Origin of the sequence: Streptomyces sp. HUAS TT11 (assembly GCF_051553595.1) — a bacterium.
GTDB lineage: Bacteria > Actinomycetota > Actinomycetes > Streptomycetales > Streptomycetaceae > Streptomyces.
Map to the genome: position 1 here is coordinate 2,601,319 of NZ_CP196184.1, position 24,573 is coordinate 2,625,891.

General features: G+C 71.8%; 18 protein-coding genes. 6 read left to right on the forward strand and 12 right to left on the reverse strand.

The window, feature by feature from the left end:
* Positions 1–53: 53 nt before the first annotated feature.
* Entirely contained in the window at positions 54–1,385 is a 1,332-nt protein-coding gene (locus ACSHXN_RS11705) for an exopolysaccharide biosynthesis polyprenyl glycosylphosphotransferase (RefSeq protein WP_355129493.1), read from the forward strand.
* Between the two features lie 71 nt (positions 1,386–1,456).
* Here the strand turns inward: ACSHXN_RS11705 and ACSHXN_RS11710 are convergent, their stop codons facing one another.
* Positions 1,457–2,401 carry a GDP-L-fucose synthase family protein gene (locus tag ACSHXN_RS11710; protein WP_355129495.1) on the reverse strand — a complete coding sequence of 315 codons (945 nt, stop codon included), beginning with the start codon at positions 2,399–2,401 and terminating at the stop codon, positions 1,457–1,459.
* Between the two features lie 152 nt (positions 2,402–2,553).
* On the opposite strand from ACSHXN_RS11710, the gene gmd reads away from it, so the two are divergent.
* The 3 genes from gmd to ACSHXN_RS11725 all read left to right on the forward strand — a co-directional run bounded on the left by gmd (position 2,554) and on the right by ACSHXN_RS11725 (position 7,351).
* Positions 2,554–3,567 carry a GDP-mannose 4,6-dehydratase gene (gene gmd / locus ACSHXN_RS11715; RefSeq protein WP_355129497.1) on the forward strand — a complete coding sequence of 338 codons (1,014 nt, stop codon included), beginning with the start codon at positions 2,554–2,556 and terminating at the stop codon, positions 3,565–3,567.
* Between the two features lie 237 nt (positions 3,568–3,804).
* A complete protein-coding gene (locus tag ACSHXN_RS11720) occupies positions 3,805–6,528 on the forward strand; it encodes a CBM96 family carbohydrate-binding protein (protein WP_438303044.1) in 2,724 nt (907 codons plus the stop codon).
* 127 nt (positions 6,529–6,655) lie between these two features.
* Positions 6,656–7,351 carry a hypothetical protein gene (locus ACSHXN_RS11725; RefSeq protein ID WP_438303045.1) on the forward strand — a complete coding sequence of 232 codons (696 nt, stop codon included), beginning with the start codon at positions 6,656–6,658 and terminating at the stop codon, positions 7,349–7,351.
* Here ACSHXN_RS11725 and ACSHXN_RS11730 read toward each other — a convergent pair.
* Together ACSHXN_RS11730 and ACSHXN_RS11735 are read right to left on the reverse strand one after the other, a co-directional pair.
* Positions 7,330–8,457: a glycosyltransferase gene (locus ACSHXN_RS11730; protein WP_355129503.1), complete on the reverse strand. Its 1,128-nt coding sequence runs from the start codon at positions 8,455–8,457 to the stop codon at positions 7,330–7,332. The two genes, ACSHXN_RS11725 and ACSHXN_RS11730, sit on opposite strands and share 22 nt — an antisense overlap.
* Entirely contained in the window at positions 8,454–8,993 is a 540-nt protein-coding gene (locus ACSHXN_RS11735; RefSeq protein WP_331264794.1) for a WcaF family extracellular polysaccharide biosynthesis acetyltransferase, read from the reverse strand. The genes ACSHXN_RS11730 and ACSHXN_RS11735 overlap by 4 nt, the downstream gene beginning before the upstream one ends.
* A 123-nt stretch (positions 8,994–9,116) precedes the next feature.
* On the opposite strand from ACSHXN_RS11735, the gene ACSHXN_RS11740 reads away from it, so the two are divergent.
* On the forward strand, positions 9,117–10,625 hold the full coding sequence (locus ACSHXN_RS11740) for a hypothetical protein (protein WP_355129505.1): 1,509 nt from the start codon (positions 9,117–9,119) through the stop codon (positions 10,623–10,625).
* Between the two features lie 17 nt (positions 10,626–10,642).
* Here the strand turns inward: ACSHXN_RS11740 and ACSHXN_RS11745 are convergent, their stop codons facing one another.
* The 3 genes from ACSHXN_RS11745 to ACSHXN_RS11755 are packed head-to-tail and all read right to left on the reverse strand — an operon-like array spanning position 10,643 to position 14,837.
* Positions 10,643–11,947, reverse strand: coding sequence for a hypothetical protein (locus ACSHXN_RS11745; protein WP_383352140.1), 1,305 nt, complete (start codon positions 11,945–11,947; stop codon positions 10,643–10,645).
* On the reverse strand, positions 11,944–13,635 hold the full coding sequence (locus ACSHXN_RS11750) for a lipopolysaccharide biosynthesis protein (RefSeq protein ID WP_438303046.1): 1,692 nt from the start codon (positions 13,633–13,635) through the stop codon (positions 11,944–11,946). Before ACSHXN_RS11750 ends, ACSHXN_RS11745 begins: the two co-directional genes overlap by 4 nt.
* Positions 13,632–14,837, reverse strand: coding sequence for a glycosyltransferase family 4 protein (locus ACSHXN_RS11755; RefSeq protein ID WP_356113677.1), 1,206 nt, complete (start codon positions 14,835–14,837; stop codon positions 13,632–13,634). Before ACSHXN_RS11755 ends, ACSHXN_RS11750 begins: the two co-directional genes overlap by 4 nt.
* A 368-nt stretch (positions 14,838–15,205) precedes the next feature.
* Here ACSHXN_RS11755 and ACSHXN_RS11760 point away from each other — a divergent pair, with 368 nt between their 5' ends.
* Positions 15,206–15,685, forward strand: coding sequence for an adenylyltransferase/cytidyltransferase family protein (locus ACSHXN_RS11760; RefSeq protein ID WP_220291963.1), 480 nt, complete (start codon positions 15,206–15,208; stop codon positions 15,683–15,685).
* Here ACSHXN_RS11760 and ACSHXN_RS11765 read toward each other — a convergent pair.
* From ACSHXN_RS11765 to ACSHXN_RS11790, 6 genes are all read right to left on the reverse strand, one after another.
* Complete coding sequence (locus tag ACSHXN_RS11765) at positions 15,645–16,367, reverse strand: CDP-alcohol phosphatidyltransferase family protein (RefSeq protein ID WP_356113652.1); 723 nt, start codon at positions 16,365–16,367, stop codon at positions 15,645–15,647. The two genes, ACSHXN_RS11760 and ACSHXN_RS11765, sit on opposite strands and share 41 nt — an antisense overlap.
* Positions 16,368–16,773: 406 nt before the next feature.
* The gene (locus ACSHXN_RS11770) at positions 16,774–17,736 is read right to left on the reverse strand and encodes a helix-turn-helix domain-containing protein (protein ID WP_438303047.1); all 963 of its coding nucleotides are present in this window, start codon (positions 17,734–17,736) and stop codon (positions 16,774–16,776) included.
* Positions 17,737–18,362: 626 nt separating this feature from the next.
* Positions 18,363–19,205 carry an alpha/beta hydrolase gene (locus tag ACSHXN_RS11775; RefSeq protein WP_356113656.1) on the reverse strand — a complete coding sequence of 281 codons (843 nt, stop codon included), beginning with the start codon at positions 19,203–19,205 and terminating at the stop codon, positions 18,363–18,365.
* Between the two features lie 391 nt (positions 19,206–19,596).
* The gene (locus ACSHXN_RS11780) at positions 19,597–20,694 is read right to left on the reverse strand and encodes a helix-turn-helix domain-containing protein (protein WP_438303049.1); all 1,098 of its coding nucleotides are present in this window, start codon (positions 20,692–20,694) and stop codon (positions 19,597–19,599) included.
* A gap of 155 nt (positions 20,695–20,849) precedes the next feature.
* On the reverse strand, positions 20,850–22,178 hold the full coding sequence (locus ACSHXN_RS11785; RefSeq protein ID WP_383352151.1) for a class I SAM-dependent RNA methyltransferase: 1,329 nt from the start codon (positions 22,176–22,178) through the stop codon (positions 20,850–20,852).
* A gap of 115 nt (positions 22,179–22,293) precedes the next feature.
* A complete protein-coding gene (locus ACSHXN_RS11790) occupies positions 22,294–24,345 on the reverse strand; it encodes an APC family permease (RefSeq protein WP_355129521.1) in 2,052 nt (683 codons plus the stop codon).
* Positions 24,346–24,573 lie beyond the last annotated feature (228 nt).

A 24,573-nucleotide genomic window follows, 5' to 3' on the forward strand; every position in this document is an offset into this window, starting at 1 on the left:
GGTACCTTCCGGTTTGCCTGATCACCGACTTCGTCGGTGCCGGGGTGCCGGTCATGCTGGTCCTTTCCGCCACTCGTCAGCCGTGGGCGGTACCGAGCGGTGTCGTCGCGGGACTCGCCTGGGCGGCGGTCCAGCTCTTCCGCTCGCGTTACGCGGCACGCGCCATCGGTGAGAGCCGGGGCACGCTGCCCGTGCTCCACGACTGGTTCATCCTGCTGGGCGTGCTCGCCGTGGGACACGCCGCAGCCGGGACACGACTGCGCGCGCCGCTCTGCCTTGCGGCGCTGCTGCCGGCCCTGCCGCTGACCTTGGCGTGCCGCAAGGCGGTGCACCGTCATCTCGCCGCGGTGCGCCGCCGGGCACAAGCGGTGATCAAGGTCCTGGTGGTGGGTGAGCCCACCGCGGTGGACGGCGTCACCGCGCATCTCGCCGCGCGCACCGACCACCCGTACGTGGCCGTGGGCGCCGTCCCCGTGGGACGGGGCCCGTTCGCGTCAGGTGTCCGGAGCGGGGAACGGCTCGCCGCCACCGCCCCTGAGTCCCCGACGGAGGACGCCAGCCTGGTGGTGAGCGCGGTGCATCGGCACCGCGCCGACCTGGCGCTGGTCGTGCCGGGCACCGCACTGTCGGGGGAACGGCTGCGCCGCCTCTCCTGGGGCCTGCACGACGCCGGTGTGGAACTGTTCGTCGCGCCCGGCCTGGTGGAGGTGTCCGTCAAGCGTCTGGAAACCGGTTCCGCCGGAGGGCTGTCGCTGCTGCGCGTGGCCCCACCGGTGCGGGAGGGCGTGCAACCTCTGCTCAAGGAGGTCCTGGACCGCAGCGCCGCCCTGCTGGGCCTGCTGGTGCTGGCGCCGGTGCTGCTGGTGGTGGCGGCCGCGGTGAAACTCTCCTCGCGGGGACCCGTTCTCTATCTCCACGAGCGCATCGGCCGGGCCGGACGCCCCTTCGTGATGTGGAAGTTCCGCACGATGCGCGTGGGCGCCGACCGCCAGAAGGCCGACCTGGCCCATGAGAACGAGAACGACGGCCTGATGTTCAAGATGCGCCGCGATCCCCGGGTCACCCGGGTCGGCCGCTGGCTGCGCCGCACGTCGCTCGACGAACTGCCCCAGCTGGTGAACGTCCTCAAGGGTGACATGTCCCTGGTGGGCCCGCGTCCGCCGCTCGCGGAAGAGGTGGCGCACTACACCTCCGTCGAATGGCGGCGGCTGACCGTACGGCCCGGCATGACCGGGCTGTGGCAGATCAGCGGACGCTCCGAGCTGTCCTGGGACGAGACCGTCCAGCTCGATCTCAGCTACGTCGACAACTGGTCGTTCACCAGCGATGTCGATGTCGTGGCCCGTACGTTCCGCGCCGTCGTCGACGGCCGCGGGGCGTACTGAGAGCGCCGCCCGTGACCGCACAGTGCCTCGGCGTGCGCCGCACGCCGAGGCCCGTACCCGACCGGGGCCCGTCAGCCGTCGAGCCCACCACGCCAGTGGGCGTAGGTGGCGGCGATGCCGTCGCGCAGCGGGACGGCCGGCTTCCAGCCGAGTTGCGCGAGCCGGGAGATGTCGAGCAGCTTGCGCGGAGTGCCGTCGGGCCGTGTCGTGTCCCAGGAGATACGGCCGGCGAACCCGGTGACCTCCGCGACCGTCCCGGCGAGCTCGCGGATGGTGAGATCGCTGCCGCAGCCGACGTTGACGGGCTCGTCGCCGTCGTACGAGCGCAGCAGTACGGCGCAGGCGGCGGCGAGATCGTCCACGTGCAGGAACTCACGGCGCGGGGTGCCGCTGCCCCACAGGACGACCTCCTCCCGGCCCTCTGCCACCGCCTCGTGGAAGCGGCGGATCAGGGCGGGCAGCACGTGCGACGTCTCCAGGTCGAAGTTGTCACCGGGGCCGTAGAGATTGGTCGGCATGGCGCTGATGAAGGAAGCGCCGTACTGCCGCCGGTAGGACTGCACCTGGACGATTCCCGCGATCTTCGCGAGGGCGTAGGCCTCGTTGGTGGGCTCCAGCGGACCGGTCAGCAGTGCGTCCTCGGTGATCGGCTGGGCGGCGTGCTTGGGGTAGATGCACGACGATCCCAGGAAGAGCAGGCGGCCCACCCCGGCGGCGTGGGCCCCGGCTATCACGCTGAGCTGGATCTGGAGGTTCTCCTCCAGGAACTGCACCGGCTGAGTGCTGTTGGCCATGATCCCGCCGACCTTCGCGGCGGCGAGCACCACCGCGTCGGGACGCAGGGCGGCCAGTTCGGCCGCCGTACGCGCGGCGTCACGCAAGTCCAGTTCGGCGCGGGTACGGGTGAGCACCTCGTGCCCGTCGGCGGCGAGCCGGCGGGCCACGGCGGAGCCCACCAGGCCACGGTGGCCGGCGACGAAGACACGGGCACGTTCGGGCAGCAGCGATGCGGTCATGGGCCGGATCATGCCAGGCGCCGTGCGATCGGACTGCCCGGACCGTCGACTCTGCCGAAATTTCCCGTAGTTCACGACATACAACCCGCGCTCGGCGGGCGTACGGGCCGGATCCGTCCCGGAGACGGGTCCGGCGGGGAGGGGAACACCGCATGACCAAGACCGCACTGATCACCGGCGTGACCGGGCAGGACGGCTCGTACCTGGCGGAGTTGCTGCTGTCGAAGGGGTACCGGGTGCACGGCCTGCTGCGGCGGTCGTCCAGCTTCAACACCGAGCGGATCGACCACATCTACCAGGGGCCCCAGGAGGCCGAACGCGACTTCGTACTTCATCACGCCGACCTCTCCGACGGAGTGGCGCTGGTGAACCTGCTGCGCGACATCCAGCCGGACGAGGTGTACAACCTGGGCGCCCAGTCCCATGTACGGGTCTCCTTCGACGCGCCGCTCTACACCGGCGACGTGACCGGCCTGAGCACACTGCGGCTGCTGGAGGCCGTCCGGGCGAGCGGCGTGGAGACCCGGGTCTACCAGGCGTCCTCCTCGGAGATGTTCGGTTCCACGCCTCCCCCGCAGAACGAGGACACCCCCTTCCACCCGCGCAGCCCCTACGGCGCCGCGAAGGTCTTCGCGTACTGGACCACCGTCAACTACCGCGAGGCGTACGGGATGTTCGCGGTCAACGGCATCCTCTTCAACCACGAGTCCCCGCGCCGCGGCGAGACCTTCGTGACCCGCAAGATCACCCGAGCCGTCGCTCGGATCAAGGCCGGCCTCCAGGACCGCCTCTACCTCGGCAATCTGGACGCGGTCCGCGACTGGGGGTACGCGCCGGACTACGTCGAGGCGATGTGGCGGATGCTCCAGCACGACGAGCCGACGGACTACGTGGTCGCCACCGGAGTCCCGGCCACCGTGCGGCAGTTCGTGGAGACCGCGTTCACCCACGCCGGCCTCGACTGGAGCGAGCACGTGCGCTACGACCCCAAGTACGAGCGGCCGAGCGAGGTCGACGCACTGATCGGGGACGCGTCCAAGGCCCGCGAGACGCTGGGCTGGCGGCCCACCGTCCTGGTCGAGGAGCTCGCGCGGATCATGGTCGACGCCGATGTGCGGCAGGTGGAGGACCAGCTCACGGGTGCCGTGGTGCGCATAGACCGCTGAATCCGGGCACGGCCGTGACGGCCCGCACCCGCCCGGCACCGACGTCCGGGACGCACGGGGCCGGGGTGAACACGTTGAAATTTCCTACTAGATGAGTCAAGTGCGTTCCATTGCGTGTCATGTACTCGTATGGTTCGCCAACAAACACGTTCGAGCGGCCTGTTCGGATCCGGGGGACACCGACACAGGCTCGATAAGGCAGAGGGCCCACGACCGGGCCCGGAAGCCGGGGGGTACATGCAAAGATCCAGAGGGCTCAGTGCCGCCCTCGTCCTGTCCACCGCGGCGGGTCTGGGCCTGGTGGCCCTGCCGCAACCGGCCGCCGCGCTCACCCCGCCCGTCGCCTTCACCGCCGACGACCTGCCGACCTGGCAGACCAACGGCATCGTGTGGGCTCTGGCGGAGGCGCACGGCACGGTCTTCGCGGGCGGCACCTTCTCGCAGGTCCGCCCGCCGGAGGGAGAAAGCGGCGACGCGCAGACCGCGGTGAACTTCGTCGCGCTGGACGCGGCGACCGGCGATCCCACGTCCTGCAAGCTGTCCTTCACCATCGGAAGCGGCACCGCGACCGTTCGGGCGCTCGCCGTCTCACCGGACAAGAAGACGCTGTACGCGGGCGGTTACTTCGGCGCGGTCAACGGCACCCAGGTCAGCAGCCTCGCCGCCATCGACATCGCCACCTGCACGCCCAAGGCGAACTTCCACCCGAGCGTCTCCGCCACCGTGCGGGCGCTCGCGGTCACGGACGACACCGTCTATCTGGGCGGGGACTTCACGTCCGTCGGCGGCAGCGCGCACGCGCGGTACGCCGCGGTCGACGCCACCAGTGGCGCGGTCGAGCCGTTCCAGGCCGACGTCGACGAGCCCGGCCGGGCCGTCGCGGTCACCCCGGACGGCAAGGACGTGATCCTCGGCGGCGACTTCTTCACCGTCAACGGCGTGAACTCGCACGCCCTCGCCGTCGTCGACGCGGCCACGGGCGCCAATGTCCGCACCTACCCGGGGTTCATCGAGACCAACTCCGTGGTCAAGGCGCTCGACACGGACGCCACGGGCTTCTACACCGGCAACGAGGGCACCGGCGGCGGTGTCTTCGACGGCCGCATCGCGCTCGACCTGTCCACGCTCGACCAGCGCTGGCGCGACACCTGCCTGGGCGCCACCCAGGCCGTCAAGTCGTACCAGGACGTGCTGTACAGCTCCTCGCACGCCCACGACTGCTCCAGCGTCGGGGAGTTCCCCGACGGGCGACGCCATCACCTGCTCGCGGAGCCGACCACCGGCACGAACAAGCTGGGCTGGTTCCCGGACACCAACGACGGTCTGGGCGAGGGCATCGGCCCGCGCGCCATGGTGGTCTCCGAGACGTCCGACAACAAGTACATGTGGGTCGGCGGCGAGTTCACCACGGTCAACGGGTCGGCGGCTCAGGGCCTGACACGCTTCGCGGCCTCCCCGGACACCGGCGCGCCGACGGTGCCGTCGGTCAGCGCCGAGTCCGTGAAGCCGACCGAGACGCACCTCCGGTGGCGCGCGAGCCTCGACACGGACGACACCAAGCTGACGTACAAGGTGTACCGCAACGGCGGTTCCACGCCCGTGTACACCGTCGACGGCGACTCCGTGGAGTGGTCGCGGCCGCAGCTGTCGTTCACCGACAAGAACGTCACCGCCGGCTCCACCTACACCTACCGGGTGACGGCCACCGACGGCGCGGGCAACGCCTCCGCGCTGTCCGCCGCCGCCACGGTGACGGTGCCGACCTCCGCCCAGAAGTACGCGGCGCAGGTGCTCGACGACGGTGCGAACCTGTACTGGCGCTACGACGAGTCCGCCACACCGTTCGTCGGTGACACCTCGCCCGGCGACCAGAGCGGCATCCACCTCAACGGGCCCTCGCTGCGCCAGACCCCGGCCGCCGTGACCGGTCCGTCCACCGCCATCGGCTTCAACGGCACCGACCAGATCGTCTACGGCGACAAGCGCACCACGGTACCGAGTCAGTACTCGATCGAGACCTGGTTCAGGACGACCACCACCCGGGGCGGCAAGCTCGTCGGATTCGGCGACAACACCACACGGGCGAGCGGCCAGTACGACAAGCACGTCTACATGCGCAACGACGGCCGGCTGGTCTTCGGCGTGTGGACGGGCAGCGCCCGCACCATCACCTCGCCCGCCGCCTACAACGACGGCACCTGGCACCACGTCGTCGCCACCCAGGGAGCCTCCGGGATGGCGCTCTACGTGGACGGCGGCCGGGTCGGCACGCTCGCCGAGACCAACAGCCAGCCCTACAGCGGGTACTGGCACGTCGGCGGCGACAACCTCAACGGCTGGCCCAACCAGCCCTCCAGCAGCTACTTCGCCGGGCAGGTCGACGAGACCGCGATCTACCCGTCGGTGCTGAGCGCGGCCCAGGTGCAGAGCCACTACACCCTGGCCTCGGCCCCGGCCGACAGCGTGCAGACCGTCCGGGCGTCGGACGACACCTACGTCAACGCCGGTGCCGCCGACACCAATTACGGCACCTCCACCTCGCTGGCGGTGCGCGGCAGCGCGGCGTACGAGACGTATCTGCGCTTCGACCTGCCCTCGGCCCCGGCCGGGACGGTGCTCAAGAGCGCGCGGCTCGCGGTCAAGACCACCACGCTGAGCAGCGCGGGCAGCACGGACGACATCTCCGTGCGGCCGGTCACGGGCAGTTGGACGGAGGCCGGAACCACCTTCACCTCCAAGCCCGCCGTGTCCTCGACCGTGGTCGGCACGCTGAGCGGAGCCACGGACCTCTCGACGCTCTACTCGGCGACGCTCGACACCGCGGCGCTCACCCCGGCTCTGGGCGGCGCCTACGACCTGGCGCTCACCAGCACCGGGACGGACGCGCTGTGGCTGTGGTCCAGTGAGGCGCCGGCCGCGGAGAACACCCCGCAGCTGGTGCTCACCTTCGGGGCGCCCTGACCCTCGAGGGCGTCCCGGCGTGCGGGGCACCGGACCATGCTCCGGTGCCCCGCACGCCCCGCTCGGGCCCGCACTCTGTGCGGGCCCGCCACCATACCCAGGCCCGCTGGGGCCCGCAGGAGCCACCATGCACACTCGCACTCTCCGGCCTCTCCGGCGCGGTGCCACAGCCGGCGCCGTCGCTCTCACCGCGCTCCTCGCGCTCGCCGGCTGCAGCTCGGGGGGCGGCACCCAGGCGAGGCCGAAAGCCACGCGGCACATCTCCGACGAGCAGGCCGCCGCCGTGCCCGACGACCAGGCGAGCCCCGATCCCCGCAGCGCCCCGACGCCCTCCAAGGGCCCGGTGCTGCCCGACGCGAAGCTCACCCCCGTGACCGGTTCCTTCACCGCGAAGGAGAGGAAGTACCTGCACGGCCGGGTACCGGCGAACATGGACCCGGCCGCCGTGCTCGAGGTCGGCCAGGAGGCCTGCCAGCGCATCGAACGCACCGCCGCCCACGACAAGGACGCCGCGGTCGGCGCGCTCATCGCCGGGGACGTACCGTCGGCCGACGACGCGATCGACGAGCTGTGCCCGAAGCAGAAGCCCCTGCTCGACACCGCCGCGACCGGTTTCGCCGACGGCACGCGCAAGACTCCGCGGCCCGGCACCTACCGGGCGCTCACCACTTCCAAGGGCTGCACCTGGAAGGCCCTGGGAGCCGGCGACAAGGTCCTGGCCTCCGGGCCAGGACCGGGGGGCGCGACGAAGGTGACCGCGAAGATCCCGGCCGGGACGCGCACGTTCGTCTCGTCGGGCTGCTACGCCTGGCTTCCCGCGTAGGCACGCTCGTACACGTCGAGCAATGTGCCGAGGACCACGTCCATGGAGAACGCGTCGGCGGTGAGCTTGCGGGCCGCCGCCGACGCGGACGCGCGCAACGGTGGCTCCAGCAGGTCGAGCACCGCCGGGGCGATACCGTCGGAGCCGGTCACCACCCGCCCGGCACCGGCCCGGTCCACGTCGCGGGCCAGGCCGTTGGAGTCGGTCACGACGACCGGGGTGCCCGCGGCCATGGCCTCGAGGACCGACATCGGGAACGGCTCGTCCACCGACGGCAGCACGTAGACGTGCGCCCGGCGCAACTCCTCGAGCATGCGGGCCCCGGTGAGCGGTCCCGGGCAGCTCACCCTCCCCGCAAGCCCCAGCTCGTCGATCCGCCGCCGTACGGCGGCGAGTTCGCCCTCGTCCGGGCCGGCCACGACGAACGTCGCCGCCGGATGCCGGGCCAGGATCGCGGGTGCCGCGTCGACCAGGTCGACGGGGCGCTTGCGGGCCTGAAGCCGGGCCGCGTACAGGATGCGCGGCGGCCCCTGGGGGGCCGGGGCCTCGGGCTGTGCGGGAACGCCGTTGACCAGACGGACGGCGTGGGCGAGTCCCGCCGCGCCCACCACGGCCTCGAGATCCCGGAGTTCGTGCGCGGTGAGATGCAGCACGGCGGTGGCGCCGCGCAGCACCCGGCGCACCGCGACCGCGTCGAGCAGCCGGGCCGACAGCCGCTCGCTCGGGTCGACCATGCCGTGCGTCTGCAGCACGAGGGGCCGCCCGGCGCGCAGCGCGGCGAGCGCGACCGGGAGCGTCACCAGGTCGCGTGCGAGGTGCACATGGACCACGTCGGCGTCGCGCACCAGCCGGTGGGCGCCGGCGAGGAGCGACGGGGAGGTCAGTCCGCTGAAGCCCAACGGCAGGACCCTGCGGGCCTGATGGAGCCGGGCGGGTACGCCCTCCACCTCCTGGGGCAGCGGCCGCAAAAAGCCGTCGGCCAGGGCGGTGATGCGGGCGTCGTGTCCGCGTTCACGCAGGCCCTGGCAGAGGTTGAGGGCGACCCGGACCGGTCCGCCGAAGGCGTGGGTCGTGCTGTGCAGGGTGACCGCGTGCAGCACTCTCACGCCGGCTCCTCGACGGGACGGCGCCGGTTGTCGGCGGTGTGCAGGGTCAGTTCCGGCAGATCCTGGTGGAGGACCGCGCCGGCGCCGACCACGGCGCACCGGCCGACCTTCACTCCGGCGAGGACGGTGGCGCGGGCGGCGATCCAGGCGCCGTCGTCCACGGTGATCGGCGCGTTGCGGTACCGGAAGTCGGCGGCGCGATGGTCGTGGCTGCCGGTGCACAGCAGGGCTTCCTGCGACACGCACACATGGGCGCCGAGGGTGACCGGCTCCAGGTTGAGGATCCAGGCCCCCTCGCCGATCCAGGCGTGGTCCCCGACCGTCAGCTTCCACGGCCACAGCACCCGCACCCGGTGCCGGACGAGCACCCCCGTACCGATGTCGGCGCCGAAGGCGCGCAGCAGCGCCACCCTGACGCGGGCAGGCGTGAACCACGCCATGAAGACCGTGTTCATCACCGCGAACCAGAGCGCCTGGACGAGTCTGCCGCGCCCCTTGTCGTATCCGGCCAGTGTGAAGGCCGGGAGATCACGCATCGATCCATCCCCCCAACGGCGCCTCCCCTGACGCCCCTTCGTCACACTCTAGTAGCTGACCGTTCACCGCAGGCGGAGCGTCGGTAGACTGCGGCGGGGATCTTTTCCGGGGGCGGGGGCGCCATGACGCAGCAGACGGACCGGGGTGCGACGACGGCGCCCGAGACACCGCGGACGGGTTGGCCGGAGCGCACCGCGCTGCCGCCCTTCTCACCGCGCACGCTGCTCTCGCGCGCGCTGTCCGTGCCGCTCGTGCTCGGCTTCTCGGTGTTCCTTCCGCTGCTGGTGCTGGTCCAGCCCGGCACGGGTCTGCGCGACGCGGCGCTGTGGGTGCAGTTGGCGCTGACGATGTACGCGGGCATCCGGCTGTCCGCGATGATCCTCACCAGCCGCCGCAAGCTGCTCGCCGGTTCGTTCTGGCTGTTCGTCTACATGGCGATGGGGGTGGCCCCGCTCGCCCAGGCCGTGCTCGGCCGCACACCGACCCCGGTGGTGGGGGCGCGCACCGATCTGACCGAAGCGGTCTCGCTCGTCCTGATCGGCTGTGTCGCCTTCGACATCGGCTCGCTGCTGGCCCGTCAGCGGCCGGGCCGGGAGCGGAACGACACCGTTCGCCCGGCGCTGGTGCACCGTCGCCGCCTGTACCTGCTGACGCTCGTCGCCTTCGTCGGTTCGGCGCTCCTCGTGGTCAAGCTGGGCGGCCCGGCGGTCTTCTTCACCAGCCGCCAGGAGGTCATCAGCAGCGTCGAGGAGGCGGGGCTCTCGCAGGCCGACTCGCAGGCGGGCCAGGCGATCGTACGGGGCTTCGGCACCGTTCCCGCCCTCATCGCCTGGCTGGTCTACACCAGGTGGCTGGTGACCTCGCGCAGGGCCCGCCGCTCCGCAGTGATCATCGCCGTGTGGCTGGCGCTCGCCGCGCTGAACGCTCTGGTCAACAACCCGATATCCAACCCGCGGTTCTGGTTCCTCACCGTCCTGTTCTCACTGCTGTTCACCGTGTTCCCGGTGAGCGCCGCGTTGTACCGGATCGCACTGAGCCTCGGGGTGGTGGTGGCGCTCGTCGTGTTCCCGTTCGCGGACCGGTTCCGCTACGACGACGCCAACTACCGTCCGATCCAGACCACTTCGCCTCTGGAGCCGCTGGCTCTCAAGGACTACGACCAGGTCGGCATGTTCGCCAACACCGTCACCTATGTGCGGTCGGGGCCGGGCCACACCTACGGTCGCCAGCTGGCGGGGGCGGTGCTGTTCGCCGTTCCCCGGTCGGTGTGGCCGGGCAAGCCGATGGACACCGGTGTGGTGATCGGCCAGTGGATGGGGGCCACCAACACCAATCTCTCGTCCCCGGTGTGGGCCGAGCTGTGGATCGACTTCGGCCCGGTCGGTATGACGGCCGGATTCGTCGCCCTCGGGTATGCGGCGGCGCGGGTCGACCGCCGCTATGCGCGCCGTGCGGTACGCCGGGCCCCGCCGGGCAGTCTGATCGCGCTGACCGTGCCCCTGGTCGCCGGGTACTCCTTCATCCTGCTGCGGGGGCCCCTGTTGCAGGCGTCGGGGCGGGTGGCGATCGCGGCGTGCTGTATCGCGCTGATCACCACGTTCCGGCAGGACCGGGCGGCCGGGCTGCGCTGAGCGGGGCCGATCGGCTCTCAGCCCGTGGGGACCGCCGGGACCGGCGCCGCCGCGGGCTGCTCCTCCCCACGCAGACGGGCGACGCGCGTCCAGGCCGCCACCGCCTTCAGCGCGGAACCCGCGGCAAGTCCCCAGGCGGCGCCCAGCGCCGATCCGGTCAGCGCGTATCCGCCGAGCATGAGGACGACCGAGAGCAGCGAGAACACCACCTGCACCGACAGCGTGGCGCGCGGGCTGAGCACCCGAAGGGTCACGAGGGCGCAGGTGCCCAGTCCCATCACCGCGTACTGGGCACCCGACGCGGGCAGCAGAGCGGAGGCCGACTGCCAGGTGGCGCCGAGGAGTTGGCGTCCCATGCCGTCGGGCAGGGCGTACAGCACCAGTCCCCAGGCGAGGCCGACGGCGCAGAGCACCGCGCCGAGCCCGGCAGCGGCGCGGGCGGTGGCCCGGCGGCCGCCGAGCCGGCCCAGCAGCGGCGGCCCGAACGCGTTGACCGAGTTGAACAGGACGTTGAGCGGGCCGAAGAGCGTGGTGGCGCCGCGCAGGGCTCCGACCGCCAGCGGGGCGGCGAACAGCCCGAGGCCCAGCACGGCGAGCTGGCTGGAGGCGTTGCCGACGGCGAACTCCACCACGAAGCGCTGTCCCAGATGGCCCCGGCGCACATAGGGCAACAGGTCGGCCCGGGTGCCGCGCACATGGGGCCACAGCAGGAACAGGCCGAGCAGCAGCGCCGGCACGGCGGACAGTCCCCACACGGCCACGAGCAGCCCCGGGGAGGTGTGCCGGGGCTGGAGCAGCAACGCGGGCACCACACACACCAGACGCAGGCTGTCCGCGGCCAGCGCCAGGCCGGGGCGCCGCAGGGTGGAGAACGCGTAGCGCAGCCCGTCCTGCACCAGCACCAGCGGCAGGACGAGACCCAGCGCGAGGAAGGCCCCGCCGGGCCCGGCCCAGCCGCCGCTGAGGGCGGTGGATCCCGCGCCGACGGCGGCGAGCAGGACGCCGACGGCGGTGGCGCCGAGCGCGGTGAACAGGATCGCGGACCGGCAGGCGGCGCCCGTCCTCGCGGTACCGCCGCGGACGAGGACGACCGCCTGGCCCACGTACGCCATGTTGAGGCCGAGCAGCACCGTGAAGGTCAGGTAGACCATCGAGAAGGTGGCGAACCCGTGCGCGGTGGAGACACGGGCGGCGATGACCAGCACGGCGATGTTGGTGAGGCTGGACGCCGCCTGGTCGAGCACCGAGGCGAACGCGGCCGTCGAACGCCGCGGTTCCCGCGACGGGCCCGGGGCCGGCGGCTTCTCCTCCGCGGGTGTCACCGGTCGCCCGAGCGGACGGTGCGCAGAGCGATCGTGTCGCTGCCGTCACCGTCGATGTGCCGCTCGGTGTCGAGGCGGGTGCCGGGCCGGGCCGCCGGCCGGACCGCCGGGCTCTTGGCGGCACGGCGCCGGGAGTCGCGGCGGGCGGTCGCCTCGCCCCGGTGCGACTCGGTGTGCGTCACCGCGCCGAGCACGGTCCCGCCGGCACCGACGATCAGCTCACGGATGCGGACGAGGTCGGCGCGGTGCACGGTGCGCGGGTCGCAGACGATGAGCACCCCGTCCACGCGGTCGACGAGCGCGAGCGCGTCGGCGTAGGCGAGGACGGGCGGGGCGACGACCACGACGGTGGCATCGGGGTCGTCGGCCTCGGCGATCAGCCGGGTCGTCCGCGCCGAGGTCAGCGCGCGAGGGACGTTGCGCACCCGTTCGCCGGGGACGAGGCCGAAGGCCCCGGACTCCCCCGCGTCGACCAGGAGTTTCCCGGGACCGGGCCACTCGCCGTCGGCGGGCTCGGCGGTGCTGCTCCAGCGGGGCCGGGAGGCGGCGGAGACGTCGAGGCGTTCGGAGAGGGACGGAGTGCGCAGGTCGGCCTCCACGAGCAGCACGTTCTTGCCGGTCTCCGCGAAGGACGCGGCGAGGTTGGCCGCGACCGCCACGCTGGACTCCATGGAGCCGCGGGGGGCGACGACGAGCAGCCGGCGCCGGTCGGCGAACCTCTCGTCGTAGGCGAGCCGGAAGGCGATCGAGCGGTACTCCTCGGCCGCGCGGGAGTCGGTGCGGCCGACCACCAGGGCACCGGCCGAGCCGCGCGGCAGCGCGCCGAGGACGGGACCGTGCACCGCGCGGGCCACGTCACCGGCCGAGCGCGGTGCGGGGTCGAAGATCAGGCGCACCCAGGCGCCGAGCAGGCCGAGACCGACGCCGACGAGGCCGCCGAGGCCGAGCGAGAGCGGCAGGCCGGGGCCGTCGGACGAGGTGGGCGCGGTGGCGTTGCGGATCACGTTGCCGGGCGTCATGTCGAGCATCTGCAGGCCGGTGATCTTGTTGCGCAGGTCGGTGATGCGGCTGAGCAGGCTGGCCTGTACGGCATAGGCGGAGTCCGCGGCGGAGCCGTCGGGCAACTGCTTGAGGCGCTTGGAGAGTTCGTCGTTCTGCTTGGCGACGGGATTGAGCTGGTTCTGCAGGCTCTTGAGCATGGACCCCTGGACGGACTCCCACTGCTCCTTGCGCAGGTCGATGTAGGACTGGGTGAGGGCGTTGGCGCGGCGCGCCGCCTCCTTCGGGTCGGAACCGGTGTACGAGAAGTGCAGCACGAGGGTCTGCGGCGGGTTGGTGACCTGAAGTCCGTGCTGGAGCCGGTCGACCTCGTCCGCGCCGAGGCCGAGCCGCTTCGCGGCCTCCTCGGCGACCTTGCGGCTGAGCGCCGTCTGCCGCTCGGACCCCATGTTCAGCGCCTTGTCGCTGGAGAGGGTCGGCGCAAAGGGGTCGCTGGTGGGAGCGCGCAGCACGATGTCGGTGGTGGCGGCGTAGCTGTCGGCACCGGTGATGCCGAGCCAGGCACCGGCCAGCAGCCCGACACCGACGCCGCCGCCGATCAGCCAGCGGTAGCGCAGCAGTTGACGGAACTGTTCACGCAACTGCTCCGGCTCGTCCTCGCCCCGGAGGGGAACGTGTGTGTCGCTCACCGGGCAAGACCCCCCAACGCCTCGTCGATCAACGCGTCGATCCGCGCAAGACCCGCCTCCCGTGACAGATGGGCAGCCACATGGCGCGGTCCCGCCGCGCCCAACTCGTCTGCCGTCACCGGATCTTCGGCGAGTCTACGCACCGCTGACAGGAACTGATCGGGATTCTCCGGTTCCACCAGCAATCCGGCTCCGGAGCGCAGTACCTCGCGCGCCGTTCCGCCCTCGGCGGCGACGGAGGCGATCACCGGGCGGCCCGCCGCGAAATAGGAGGTGAGCTTGGAGGGGACGCTCATGTCGAGGACCGAGGCACGCTGGGTCACGGCGAGCACATCGGCCGCTGCCAGCACGTCGGGGAAGTCGGCGTCGTCCACCGGAGGCAGGAACTCCAGGTTGGGCAGCCCCTCGGCGCGGCGGACGAGGTGCTCGCGCTGGTTGCCGTCGCCCATCAGCACGACGCGGGTCGCGGGATCCCGGCGGGCCGCCTCCACCAGCACGTCGAGTCCCTGCTTGAGGCCCATGTTTCCGGAGTGCAGGACCACGGTCTGCTCCGGCTGCCAGCCGAGGCGCTCCCGGGTCTGCGCGCGAAGTGCCGAGGGGGCCTGTATGTGCGACCAGTTGGGGACCAGGCGGATGCGTCCGGGGTCCACGCCCATGGCCCGCACCCGTTCGACGAACGTCTCATGGATGACGCCGACGAGGGTGGCGCGGCGCAGCACCCAGGACTCCGCGCGCTCGGCAAGGTCCGCGGCGCGGCCGCCCCCCTGGATGCCGGACTGCGCGGCGGCGGCACCCATGAGGTCCTGCACGACCGGCACGTACGGGGCACGGTGCCGGGCGGCGATACGGGCGCCGAGCACTCCACCGGCGAGACTGGGCAGTTGGGCGAGCACGGCGTCGAGCCGACCGGTGCGGGGCGGTGCGACAAGACCGTGGGCGAGTATCGATCCCTCGAACAGGGCTCTGCGCAGGGCGCTTTGGCGCGGTGGCACGGTGTGCCGACGACGGTGCACGGTGACCCCCGCGCGCTGCTCGGTGGCCCGCCACACCCCGCGGTAGGCGGGGTCCAGGCGCCAGGACGGGTAGTGGGGGAGCCCGGCGAGGACATGGGTGTCGTGCCCGCGGCCCGCCCAGTGCTCGGCGATGCCGGTGGCGTAGGGGCCGATACCGGTGTGCTCGGGCGCGTAGTTGGTGGACACCAGGAGCAACCGGCGCGCGGACGGGGCGGACCCGCCCGACTCGCCGGCGACGGCGGCGACGTCCGGCTCGGTGGTGCGCTGCCGCGGCACGGAGCCGGGTGGGTGCGCGGCCACGCTCCCGTCCCGTTCACGACGCTCGTTGTGGGCCTGTGTCACCAGACGAAACCTTTCCCCCCGGCCGCCTCGGCGGCCTCCCCTGTGCGTCCACGCCTTACCAGGACCCCCCGGTCCCACGCCCTGACAGAAGTGAACCAGGACGCACCCTAATTGTTCACCCTTCCTGCACCGAGCATGAACGCTATCGTCAAAGTCTGTGCATCCCCCGCAAAGGGGTGCGCACTGGGGGACACCATCGAACGAGGGGGGCATCTGTGCCATCGAGCAAGCCGTATCGCGTGGGCTACGCGCCGGGCGCCTACGATCTGTTCCACATCGGGCACTTGAACATCCTGCGCCACGCACGCGCCCAGTGCGACTACCTGGTGGCAGGCGTGGTCTCGGACGAAATGGCCGAACGGGCCAAGGGCAGACGGCCGATGATCCCGCTGGTCGAGCGGCTGGAGATCGTCCGCAGCATCCGGTACGTGGACGCCGCGTTCGTCGAGACCGTGCCGGACAAGCTGGAGACGTGGAAGCAGGTCCGCTTCGACGTGCTGTTCAAGGGCGACGACTGGCGGGACACGCCGAAGGGGGAACGGCTGGAGCGGGACTTCGCCACGGTGGGCGTGGACGTCGTCTACTTCCCGTACACCGTGCACACGTCGAGCACCCAGTTGCGACGTGCCATCGACGCCCTCGACGGGACGCGGTTCACCGACGAACTGCGGACAGTTCCCGGAACCACTTGGTGAGGAAGGCGACGAGGAAGAGCGCGGCGGCGACGGCGAGGACGGTGTAGGTCCAGCGGAAGGCGCCGCCGCCACCGAGCAGCAGGAACACCAGGCAGAACACCCCGTGGTCGACCGGCAGCAGGGCCACCGCGCGTGCCGTGGAGGGCTCGGCGCGGTCGCCCGGGGCCGCCTTGGGCTTGAGCTGCTCGGTGAGCAACCCGCCGAAGAACGTGACGACGGCGGCGAGTTGGAAGCCGAGCGGCACCAGCAGCCAGCCGTCGGCCCCGGTCCCGAAGTGACCGGGGTGCCGATAGAAGGAGATCAGCACGGCGGTGTGCAACGCGGTGATCTTGGCGCAGTCGACCACATGGTCGAGCCACTCACCCACCGCGCTGCCGCCGCCGCGCAGCCGGGCGAGCTGCCCGTCGGCGGAGTCGAAGGCGAACCCCACCGCGAGCCCGATCCACACCACGAGGCCGACGGCCCAGGTGGGTTCGGCGAGCGCCGCAACCAGGACGGCCGCGAAGCTGAACACCGCGCTGATCGCGGTGACATGATTGGGCGTCAGTCCGAGCCGGTAGGCCCCGGCGGCCAGATACCGGCCCGCGGGCCGGTTCACGAACCGCGAATACAGCGACACACCCTTCGCGCTCTTCTGCGCGGACTTCAGCCGTACCAGCGCCGACGTCGTCGTAGTGCTCATCGATCCCCCCGGATCTCATGACCTCACCGGTCACTCCCCTGATCCACATCATCACAGGTGACCGTGTGCGATGGCGAGTGATCGGAAAACTGACCGGAAACCAGGGGTGTCGACGCGGCGGCGTACAGGGAGTCGGTGCGGCGGGCCCGGCCCGGCGCCGGTGTCCCGTCCGCTCCGGCGGGACCGGCGGCGTCCGGGAACGCGAAGGCCGGACCGCTCCTCCCGGCAACCGAACGGCCGTGCAGTCCGGTGACTTTCACGACCGGGGCCTACGGGCGGCCGGTCATCTGCGGGAACCCGTAACGCGGTTCGACGTCGTGCACGTCGAACCCGATCGGCTCCCGGCGCCCGGCGGTCCCGCACCACGACGAGTTCGCGGACGACGGCCGCCGGTGGACGCCGGCTGTCAGGACGGATGCCTCGACTCGCGCCACGCCTGCGGCGACATCCCGTAGGCCGCCTTGAACGCACGGCTGAAGTGCGACGGGGACTTGAAGCCCCACCGGCGAGCCAGTGCGGCGATCGTCTCCGTGGTCGGCGGCACCCGTGAGAGTTCACGGCGGCAGGCGTCGAGCCGTTCGGCGCGTACCCAGTCACCGAACCCGATGCCGTTGCGCGCCAGGATCGCGTAGAGGTGGCGGACCGAAATGTGGTGCGCACGGGCGACGCTCGCCGGCGACAGGTCCGGGTCCGCCACATGCTCCCGCATGTGCTCGAGGATGCGTACCGCGAGTGTCTCGTGCAGGGCCCCGGCCATGAGCCGCGGCCGGTCCGACTGGGCCGCCAGCACCGCCCGGATCAGTTCCATGCTCGGTGCGGCGAGCAGATGCGCGGCGGCGGCGTCGAGCTGCCCGCTGCTCTCGGCGAGTCGGGCCAGATAGCCCGCCGTCACCCCGCTGACCATGCCCTCGGGTCCCAGTCTGCGTGCGACCGCCTGGCCGATGACCTTGTCCGGCAGGGCGATGTCCCGCACCGGGACACGGAAGAAGTGCATGTCCACACCGCGGTCGAACAGCAGCGTGTACGGCCGTCTTGTGTCGTAGAGGGCGATGTCGCCCGGCCGCAGCACGGCGCTGCGCCCGTCCTGGACGACGGTGCTCTCCCCGGACACCTGGAGGCTGATGAAGACCACGGGCTCGTCGTCCGCCCTGGCCAGCTTCACGGTGCGGTGCACGGTCGCCGGATTCGCCCGCACGGAACTCACCTGGAGGGCACCGATGTCCGTGATCGTCACGTCCGCGTACACGCACTCGGGATCGCGCGGCAACACGAGTTCGACCGGTACGACCTGTCGCCGGATGGTCTGGCGCAGTGCCTCGGCGCGGTCCTCCAGCGGGACGGTCTCCGTCCTCCAGGTCGTGGTGGTCATGGTCGTCCTTCCCACGGTGACACGGGAGGAGATTAGTCGTCGGCCCGGCGCGGAGAGGGCTGTGGAACGGGCCGCATCCCGAGAGAGCACACAAGGGCCAGAACTGCGCACGTACGGATCAGAATTCGGCCCCCGCGGGGCGGGCCGGGGAACTCTTCCGGGCCGCCTTCGCGATGCCGGACACCACGACCCGGCGTCTCCCGCGCCCGGCCGGTCTCGCCCACGGCGCACGGCGGTGCCACCGCCACCGGCGCGGACCGGTGAGGTTCTGGTGCACGCGCTGCGCACCTTCCCCGCCCCGAGCGGTGCAGGCGGCGGACGGGAGTTGTGTGCCGCGGGTCCGCCGCCGGCGAGGTCACCGGCGGCGGACCCGCGCCCGCTCACCACACCTGCGGCAGCGGATCGGCCGGCTCAGGGCGTCCGGTCCGACGGACGCCCAGGTCGGCGAACGGCCGAGGCGGCCCCTCTTACGGTCGCCGATCCGCCCGTGAAGGACCTCCTCGTTGCTCGGGATCACATCCAGGACGGCCCCCGGCCGGGCCCTCCGCACGGCGGAACACGCGCGTGCCGGGGGCGGGCAAGGGCCCGGTCCCCGGTACCCGGGCCCGGCGGAGGGCCCGGCCGGCTCACTTGGTGAAGCGCGACACGAAGGCGAGCGCCGTATCGGCCACTTCACGCCACCCGTTGTCGATGGTCAGGGCGTGACCCCGCCCGGGCATCTCGTGGATCTCGGTCACCGCGTGCTCGTTGCGTTCCTGCTTCTTGTACGAGGCGTTGGCGATGGCCCAGGGGACCGTGTGGTCCTTCTCGCCGGAGACGATCAGCAGCGGACCGCGCTCCGGTGACAGGGTGTCCACCTTGACCTCGCTCCAGGGATTGATGTTGGCGACCGCCGCCTGGAACAGGGGCTCGCCCGGCGCCGGCACGGCGAACCGCTCGTACAGCTCCCTGGCCTCCTCCTCGCTCACCGCGTTGGCGAAGGCGTAGCGGAACTGCTCGTAGGTCAGCGGCACGGCCCGGTGGTAGTTCGCGGGGTTGCCCAGCACCGCGCTCGCCGCGCGCAGCGACGAGAACGGCAGTGGCAGGACGCCTTGGAAGGGGGCGGGGTCGATGGCCACGGACACCGCGGCCAGTCCGCGGCCGGCGATCATCTGCGTGATCAGCCCGCCGAAGGAGTGGCCTATCACAACGGGCTTGCGTTCGAGCCGTCCGATGATGTCCGCGAAGTGGTCGGCCACCTGCCCGACACTCTTGCCCGCGAACACCTCGGGCCGGGCATGCGCCTCGGCGACGGTGTCCGGGTCGTCCGGCCAGCCCGGGGTGAGCGAGGCGTAACCCGCCTCGTCGAAGACCGTGGTCCACCGGTCCCAACTGCTGGGGAGCAGCCAGAGTCCGTGCACGAAGACGACGGGGGTGCGGCCGCCGGCGTTGATGCGCGCGATGCGTTCGAGTTCTTCCGCGGTTGTCATGGGAGAGTCCTTGTCTCAGGAGGTGTCGGGGCGGATGCGCCGCTCAGCGGGCCCACGGTCGGGGTGCGGACGCCATGAGGTCCGGCCCGGTTCTCCGTCCGCTGCGGGATCGCGGCCACCGGGACGACCGGCCCGGGACGAGGCCGCCTCGCGTACCCCATCGGCCCCTCCCCCTCGCGTCCGTCGACGGCGTCGGCCCACCGGCACCATCCTGGGTCGCGTCGCCCGGGACGGGCCGTGCGCCGGTGGGTTCCTGCATGCTGGGACAAGGATTCGACACCGCAGGTCAAGAGCCCGGATGCGGCGGGCCGGAGCGCGGGCCCCGCGGGGACGCCCGGCGGTCGCCGCGGCACGCGGCCCGTCTCCCGTGAGGGCCCCGCCGTGCCGGTGCCTAACCGATGCCCGGCTCGCCCGGCAGGGGGTCACCGTCCGGCGTCGGAACGGCGCCCCGATCGTCCGCCGAGGACACGGCGGGTGCGGGTACCCGGGGGCGGGCCGTCCCGTAACGCAGGAGCGAGGCCTTCGCCGCCGCCTCGGTCTCCGCGTGCCGCCGCCATTCGCGCGGGGTGAGCCCGTAGGCCGCCCGGAAACGGCGGGTGAAGTGGCTTGCGCTGCCGAAGCCGCACCGGGCCGCCACCGCGGCCACGGTGAGGCCGCGGTACGCCGGGGAGGCCAGCAGGGCGCGGGCCCTCTCCAGCCGCTCCTCGATCAGCCACTGCTCGAGGCTGATGCCCGCCCGGCCGAGCACGGCGTACAGATGGCGCCGCGATATCGCGTGCTCCACGGCGACACGCTCGGGGGTGAGGTCGGGCTCGGTCGAGTGCCTGCGCAGATAGGCCAGGATGCGAGTGAGGAGGGTGTCGTCCAAGGCGGCTCCGACCGGCGGATCACCCGGGTCGTGGGCGGCGGAGACGAGCAGCGCCCGGACGAGGCCGACGGTCGCGTCCGACAGCGCCGAGGCGCCGGGATCGGCCTCCATCAGGGCCGGATCGCGCCACAGCCCGCGCAGATGCCCGAGCACCAGGTCGTACATCGGGCTCGCCCGCAGCCGGAATCCCGCCTCCACCACCGACTCGACCGGGAGTCCCAGCCGTTCGGCGTCGATCAGCAGGGCCTGTGACGCTCCGGACCCCGACCAGCCGTAGGTCCGGGCGCAGACCTCGTGCTGAACGGAGATGTCGTCCGGACCGAGCAACTGCTGCCGTCCGCCGAGCTCCACACGCCCGGTGCCGCCCGTCTGCAACGAGACGGACACCACGGGCCGTTCCCGCAGTCTGCGCAGGTGCTTCTCCGTGCGCCGCACCTGGAACCCGGTGCTGTGCACCTCGACGAGGTCGACCGCTCCCACGCGCCACATGTCGAACCGTGCACGGAGTTCCGCGTCCGGGTCCTCGTGCTCGACGTCGTTGGGTACGGAGAGGTCCAGCGCGTACTGGAAGGCGTCAGCGCGTTCGTGGCGTGCCACGGTGGCGAGATCCAGCAGCAGCACGACTGCCCCCTGTCCGAAACCAGAGGGCAAGTTTCGCACGGTCCGGGCATCTTGTCGGTCGATCGGACGACGGGACCGGGGGCCGTCTCGTCCGGCATCGCGCCATCGCCCGTCACGCGTCCGACGGCCATCACGCGGACGGGCAGGACCGCAGGTCAGACACCCTTCCCGGCCGGCTCCAGAATCGCCACGCACTCCACATGATGTGTCATCGGAAACAGATCGAACGCCCTCAGCGTCCGCACCCGGTATCCGCCCTCGCGGAAGTACGCCAGGTCGCGGGCCAGCGCGGCCGGATCGCAGGCCACGTAGGCGATGCGGCGGGCGCCCAGGCCCGAGAGGTGTTCCACCGTGCCGCGGCCCGCGCCCGTGCGCGGCGGGTCCAGGACGATCAGGTCGACCTCGGTGATCCCGGTGCGCGGCAGGACCGATTCGACCTTGCCCTGCTCGATGCGGACGCGCGGGAAGTCGGCGAGATTGTGGCGGGCGTCCTCCACGGCACGCTTGCCGGATTCGATACCCAGCACCGCGCCCTTCTCCCCGATCCGGTCGGCGAGCGCGCCCGCGAACAGGCCCACGCCGCAGTACAGGTCGAGCGCCATCTCGCCCTTGCGCGGCAGCAGCCCCTGCATCACCGCCGTCACCAGTGTGTCCGCGGCCTTCGGGTGGACCTGCCAGAACCCGCCGCCGCCCACGCGGTGCGTGCGGCCGTCGGCGCGTTCCCGGACGAAGGGACGGCCGTGGACGCGGTGCACCCCGCCGGACTTCTCGTCGACCCGCAGCACCGATACCGGCCGGTCCAGTTCCACGAGCGGCAGCCGTGCGCCCGGCTTCGGGGTCAGGATCACCTGGCGGTCCTGGGAGCCGGTCGCGGCGATCGCCTCGACGGAGTCCATGCCCGTCCAGTCCCGCTTCTCCACACCGAGCTCACTGACGCCCGGAGCGGCGATCATGCAGTGGTCGATCGGCTCCACCTCGTGCGAGCGGTGCCGGCGCAGGCCCGCCCGGCCCGAGGCGTCCACCGCGTACTGCACCCGGGTCCGCCATGCCGGCACCTCGCCCGCGGGCAGCTTGTCGCCCTCGGCGGGCACCACCGTGCCGTCCCAGCCTGCCTCCTCGGGGGTGAGGTCCGCGAGCCGCCGCAACTGCTCGGCGATCACCTCGCCCTTCAGACGGCGCTGTGCGCCAGGCTTGGCGTGCTGCCAGTCGCAGCCCCCGCACCGGCCGGGTCCGGAGTAGGGGCAGGGCGCGTCGACGCGGTCCTTCGACGCCTCGAGCACCCGCACCGCGTCCGCACGCAGGAAGCGGGCGCCCTCCTCGCCCTCGGTGACCCGGGCCACGACCCGCTCACCGGGCAGCGCGTGCCGGACGAAGAGGACCTGGCCCTCGTCCGTGCGGGCGATGCAGTGACCGCCGTGGGCGACGGGGCCGATCTCGACCTCGTACTCCTCCCCCACCAGCGATTTCTTCGGTTCTGCCTGCATGGCGGGTCGACTCCAGATACGAGAGGGGGAACGGCTACGAGTCCGGCGCGGCCGGACAACAGCCCACCAGTCTACGTGGGTGTCGTCCGGCCGCTCACCACAGCACGGAAGGGCCTCAGCCCTGGGAGGCCGAGGACTCCCGGGCCCGCTCGTGCGCGGGACCCCGGCGCACGGCGCCCGGCGCGCTCCATTCCTGGCGCCTGCGGGCCCGGAGCTTGGCGGCCTCCGAGGACTGCAGCTGGTAGGGCACCGAGGTCACCATGACACCGGGCGAGAACAGCAGCCGGCCCTTCAGCCTGAGCGCGCTCTGGTTGTGCAGCAGATGCTCGTACCAGCGGCCCACCACATACTCCGGGATGATCACGGACACGGCGTCGCGCGGGGACTCGCGGCGCAGGTTCTTCACGTACTCGATCACCGGGCGGGTGATCTCGCGGTACGGGGAGTCGAGGATCTTCAGCGGTACGTCGATGCCGCGCCGCTCCCACTCGTCCTTCAGCGCCTTCGTCTCCGCCGGGTCGACGTTCACGCTGAGCGCCTCCAGGCTGTCGGAGCGCATCAGCTTGGCGTAGGCGAGGGCACGCAGCGTGGGGCGGTGGATCTTGGAGATGAGCACCACCGAGTGGACCCGCGAGGGGCGGACGCTGTCGTCGCTCGGCTCCTCGGGGGCGGTGAGCTCCTCGGCCACACGGTCGTAGTGCTTACGGATGGCGGTCATCGTCGCGTAGAAGATGCACATGCCCAGCAGGGCGACCCAGGCGCCGTGCGTGAACTTCGTGACCAGGACGACGACCAGGACCAGGCCGGTGAAGAAGGCGCCGAAGGCGTTGATGGCCCGCGAGCGGACCATGTGCCGGCGCTTGGCCTGGTCGGTCTCGACGGCCAGGTGCCGGTTCCAGTGCTTGACCATGCCGGTCTGGCTGAGCGTGAACGACACGAACACACCGACGATGTACAGCTGGATGAGCCGGGTCGAGTCGGCGCCGTAGATGAAGATCAGCAGGGCCGCCGCGCCCGCGAGCAGCACGATGCCGTTGGAGAAGGCGAGGCGGTCACCACGGGTGTGCAGCTGGCGCGGCAGGTAGCGGTCCTGGGCGAGGATCGAGCCGAGCAGCGGGAATCCGTTGTAGGCGGTGTTGGCGGCGAGGAACAGCACCAGCGCGGTGGCCGCCGCCAGCACGACGAACAGGAAGCTGCCCTTGCCGAAGACGGCCTCGGCGACCTGTGAGATCACCGGGTTCTGGACGTAGCCGGAGCCCACCGCGGTGCCGTTGTGGAGCAGATCGGTGGCCGGCCTCTCGGCCATCCGGACCTTGGTGGCCATGGCGAGGGCGATGATGCCGCAGAACATGGTGACCGCGAGCAGGCCCATCATGGCGAGGGTGGTCGCCGCGTTCCTCGACTTGGGCCTGCGGAAGGCCGGGACGCCGTTGGAGATCGCCTCGACGCCGGTGAGCGCGGCACAGCCGGAGGAGAAGGCGCGCAGCAGCAGGAAGACCAGGGCGAAACCGGCTATTCCCTGGTGCTCGGCCTTGATGTGGAACGCCGCCGTGGGCGCCCGCATCGTGTCGCCGAGCACCAGACCCCGGAACGCGCCCCAGACGATCATGACGAAGACGCCCGCGACGAAGACGTACGTCGGGATGGCGAAGAGCTTGCCCGACTCCTTGACCCCGCGCAGGTTCATCAACGTGAGCAACACCACGACGGCAACCGCGCAGAGGACCTTGTGTTCGACCACGAACGGGATCGCCGAGCCCAGGTTCTCGATGCCCGAGGCGATGGAGACGGCGACCGTGAGGACGTAGTCGACGAGCAGGGCGCTGGCGACGGTGAGACCGGCTTTGGGCCCGAGGTTGGTCGTCGCCACCTCGTAGTCGCCGCCGCCGCTCGGGTAGGCGTGGACGTTCTGCCGGTAGGAGGCGACCACCGTGAACATCAGCACCACGACCGCGACCGCGATCCAGGGGCTGAAGTGGTAGGCCGACACGCCCGCGATGGACAGGACCAGCAGCACCTCGCCCGGCGCGTAGGCCACGGAGGAGAGCGGGTCGGACGCGAAGACGGGGAGGGCGATGCGCTTCGGCAGGAGCGTCTCCCCGAGCCGGTCACTGCGCAGGGCGCGCCCGATGAGGATGCGTTTGGGCACGTCGGTCAGTTTGGACACAAGAGAGGATCGTAAAGGCTCGAACCTGACGCGCTCCACCCCCGACATGGATCGGCCTCTCGAGTGGAGCCGGAGTCGGGTCCCGTCCCAAGATCGACATCGGCGGCCGCCGACACACGAAGGGCCCGGCACGCCTGCACAGGGGTGCCCCCCGCGGACCGTGCGTGTGTAGCTTGGGCGGCGGTCTGAGACCCTGTCCTTGGCGTTTCGGCTGAGCCATGACCATTG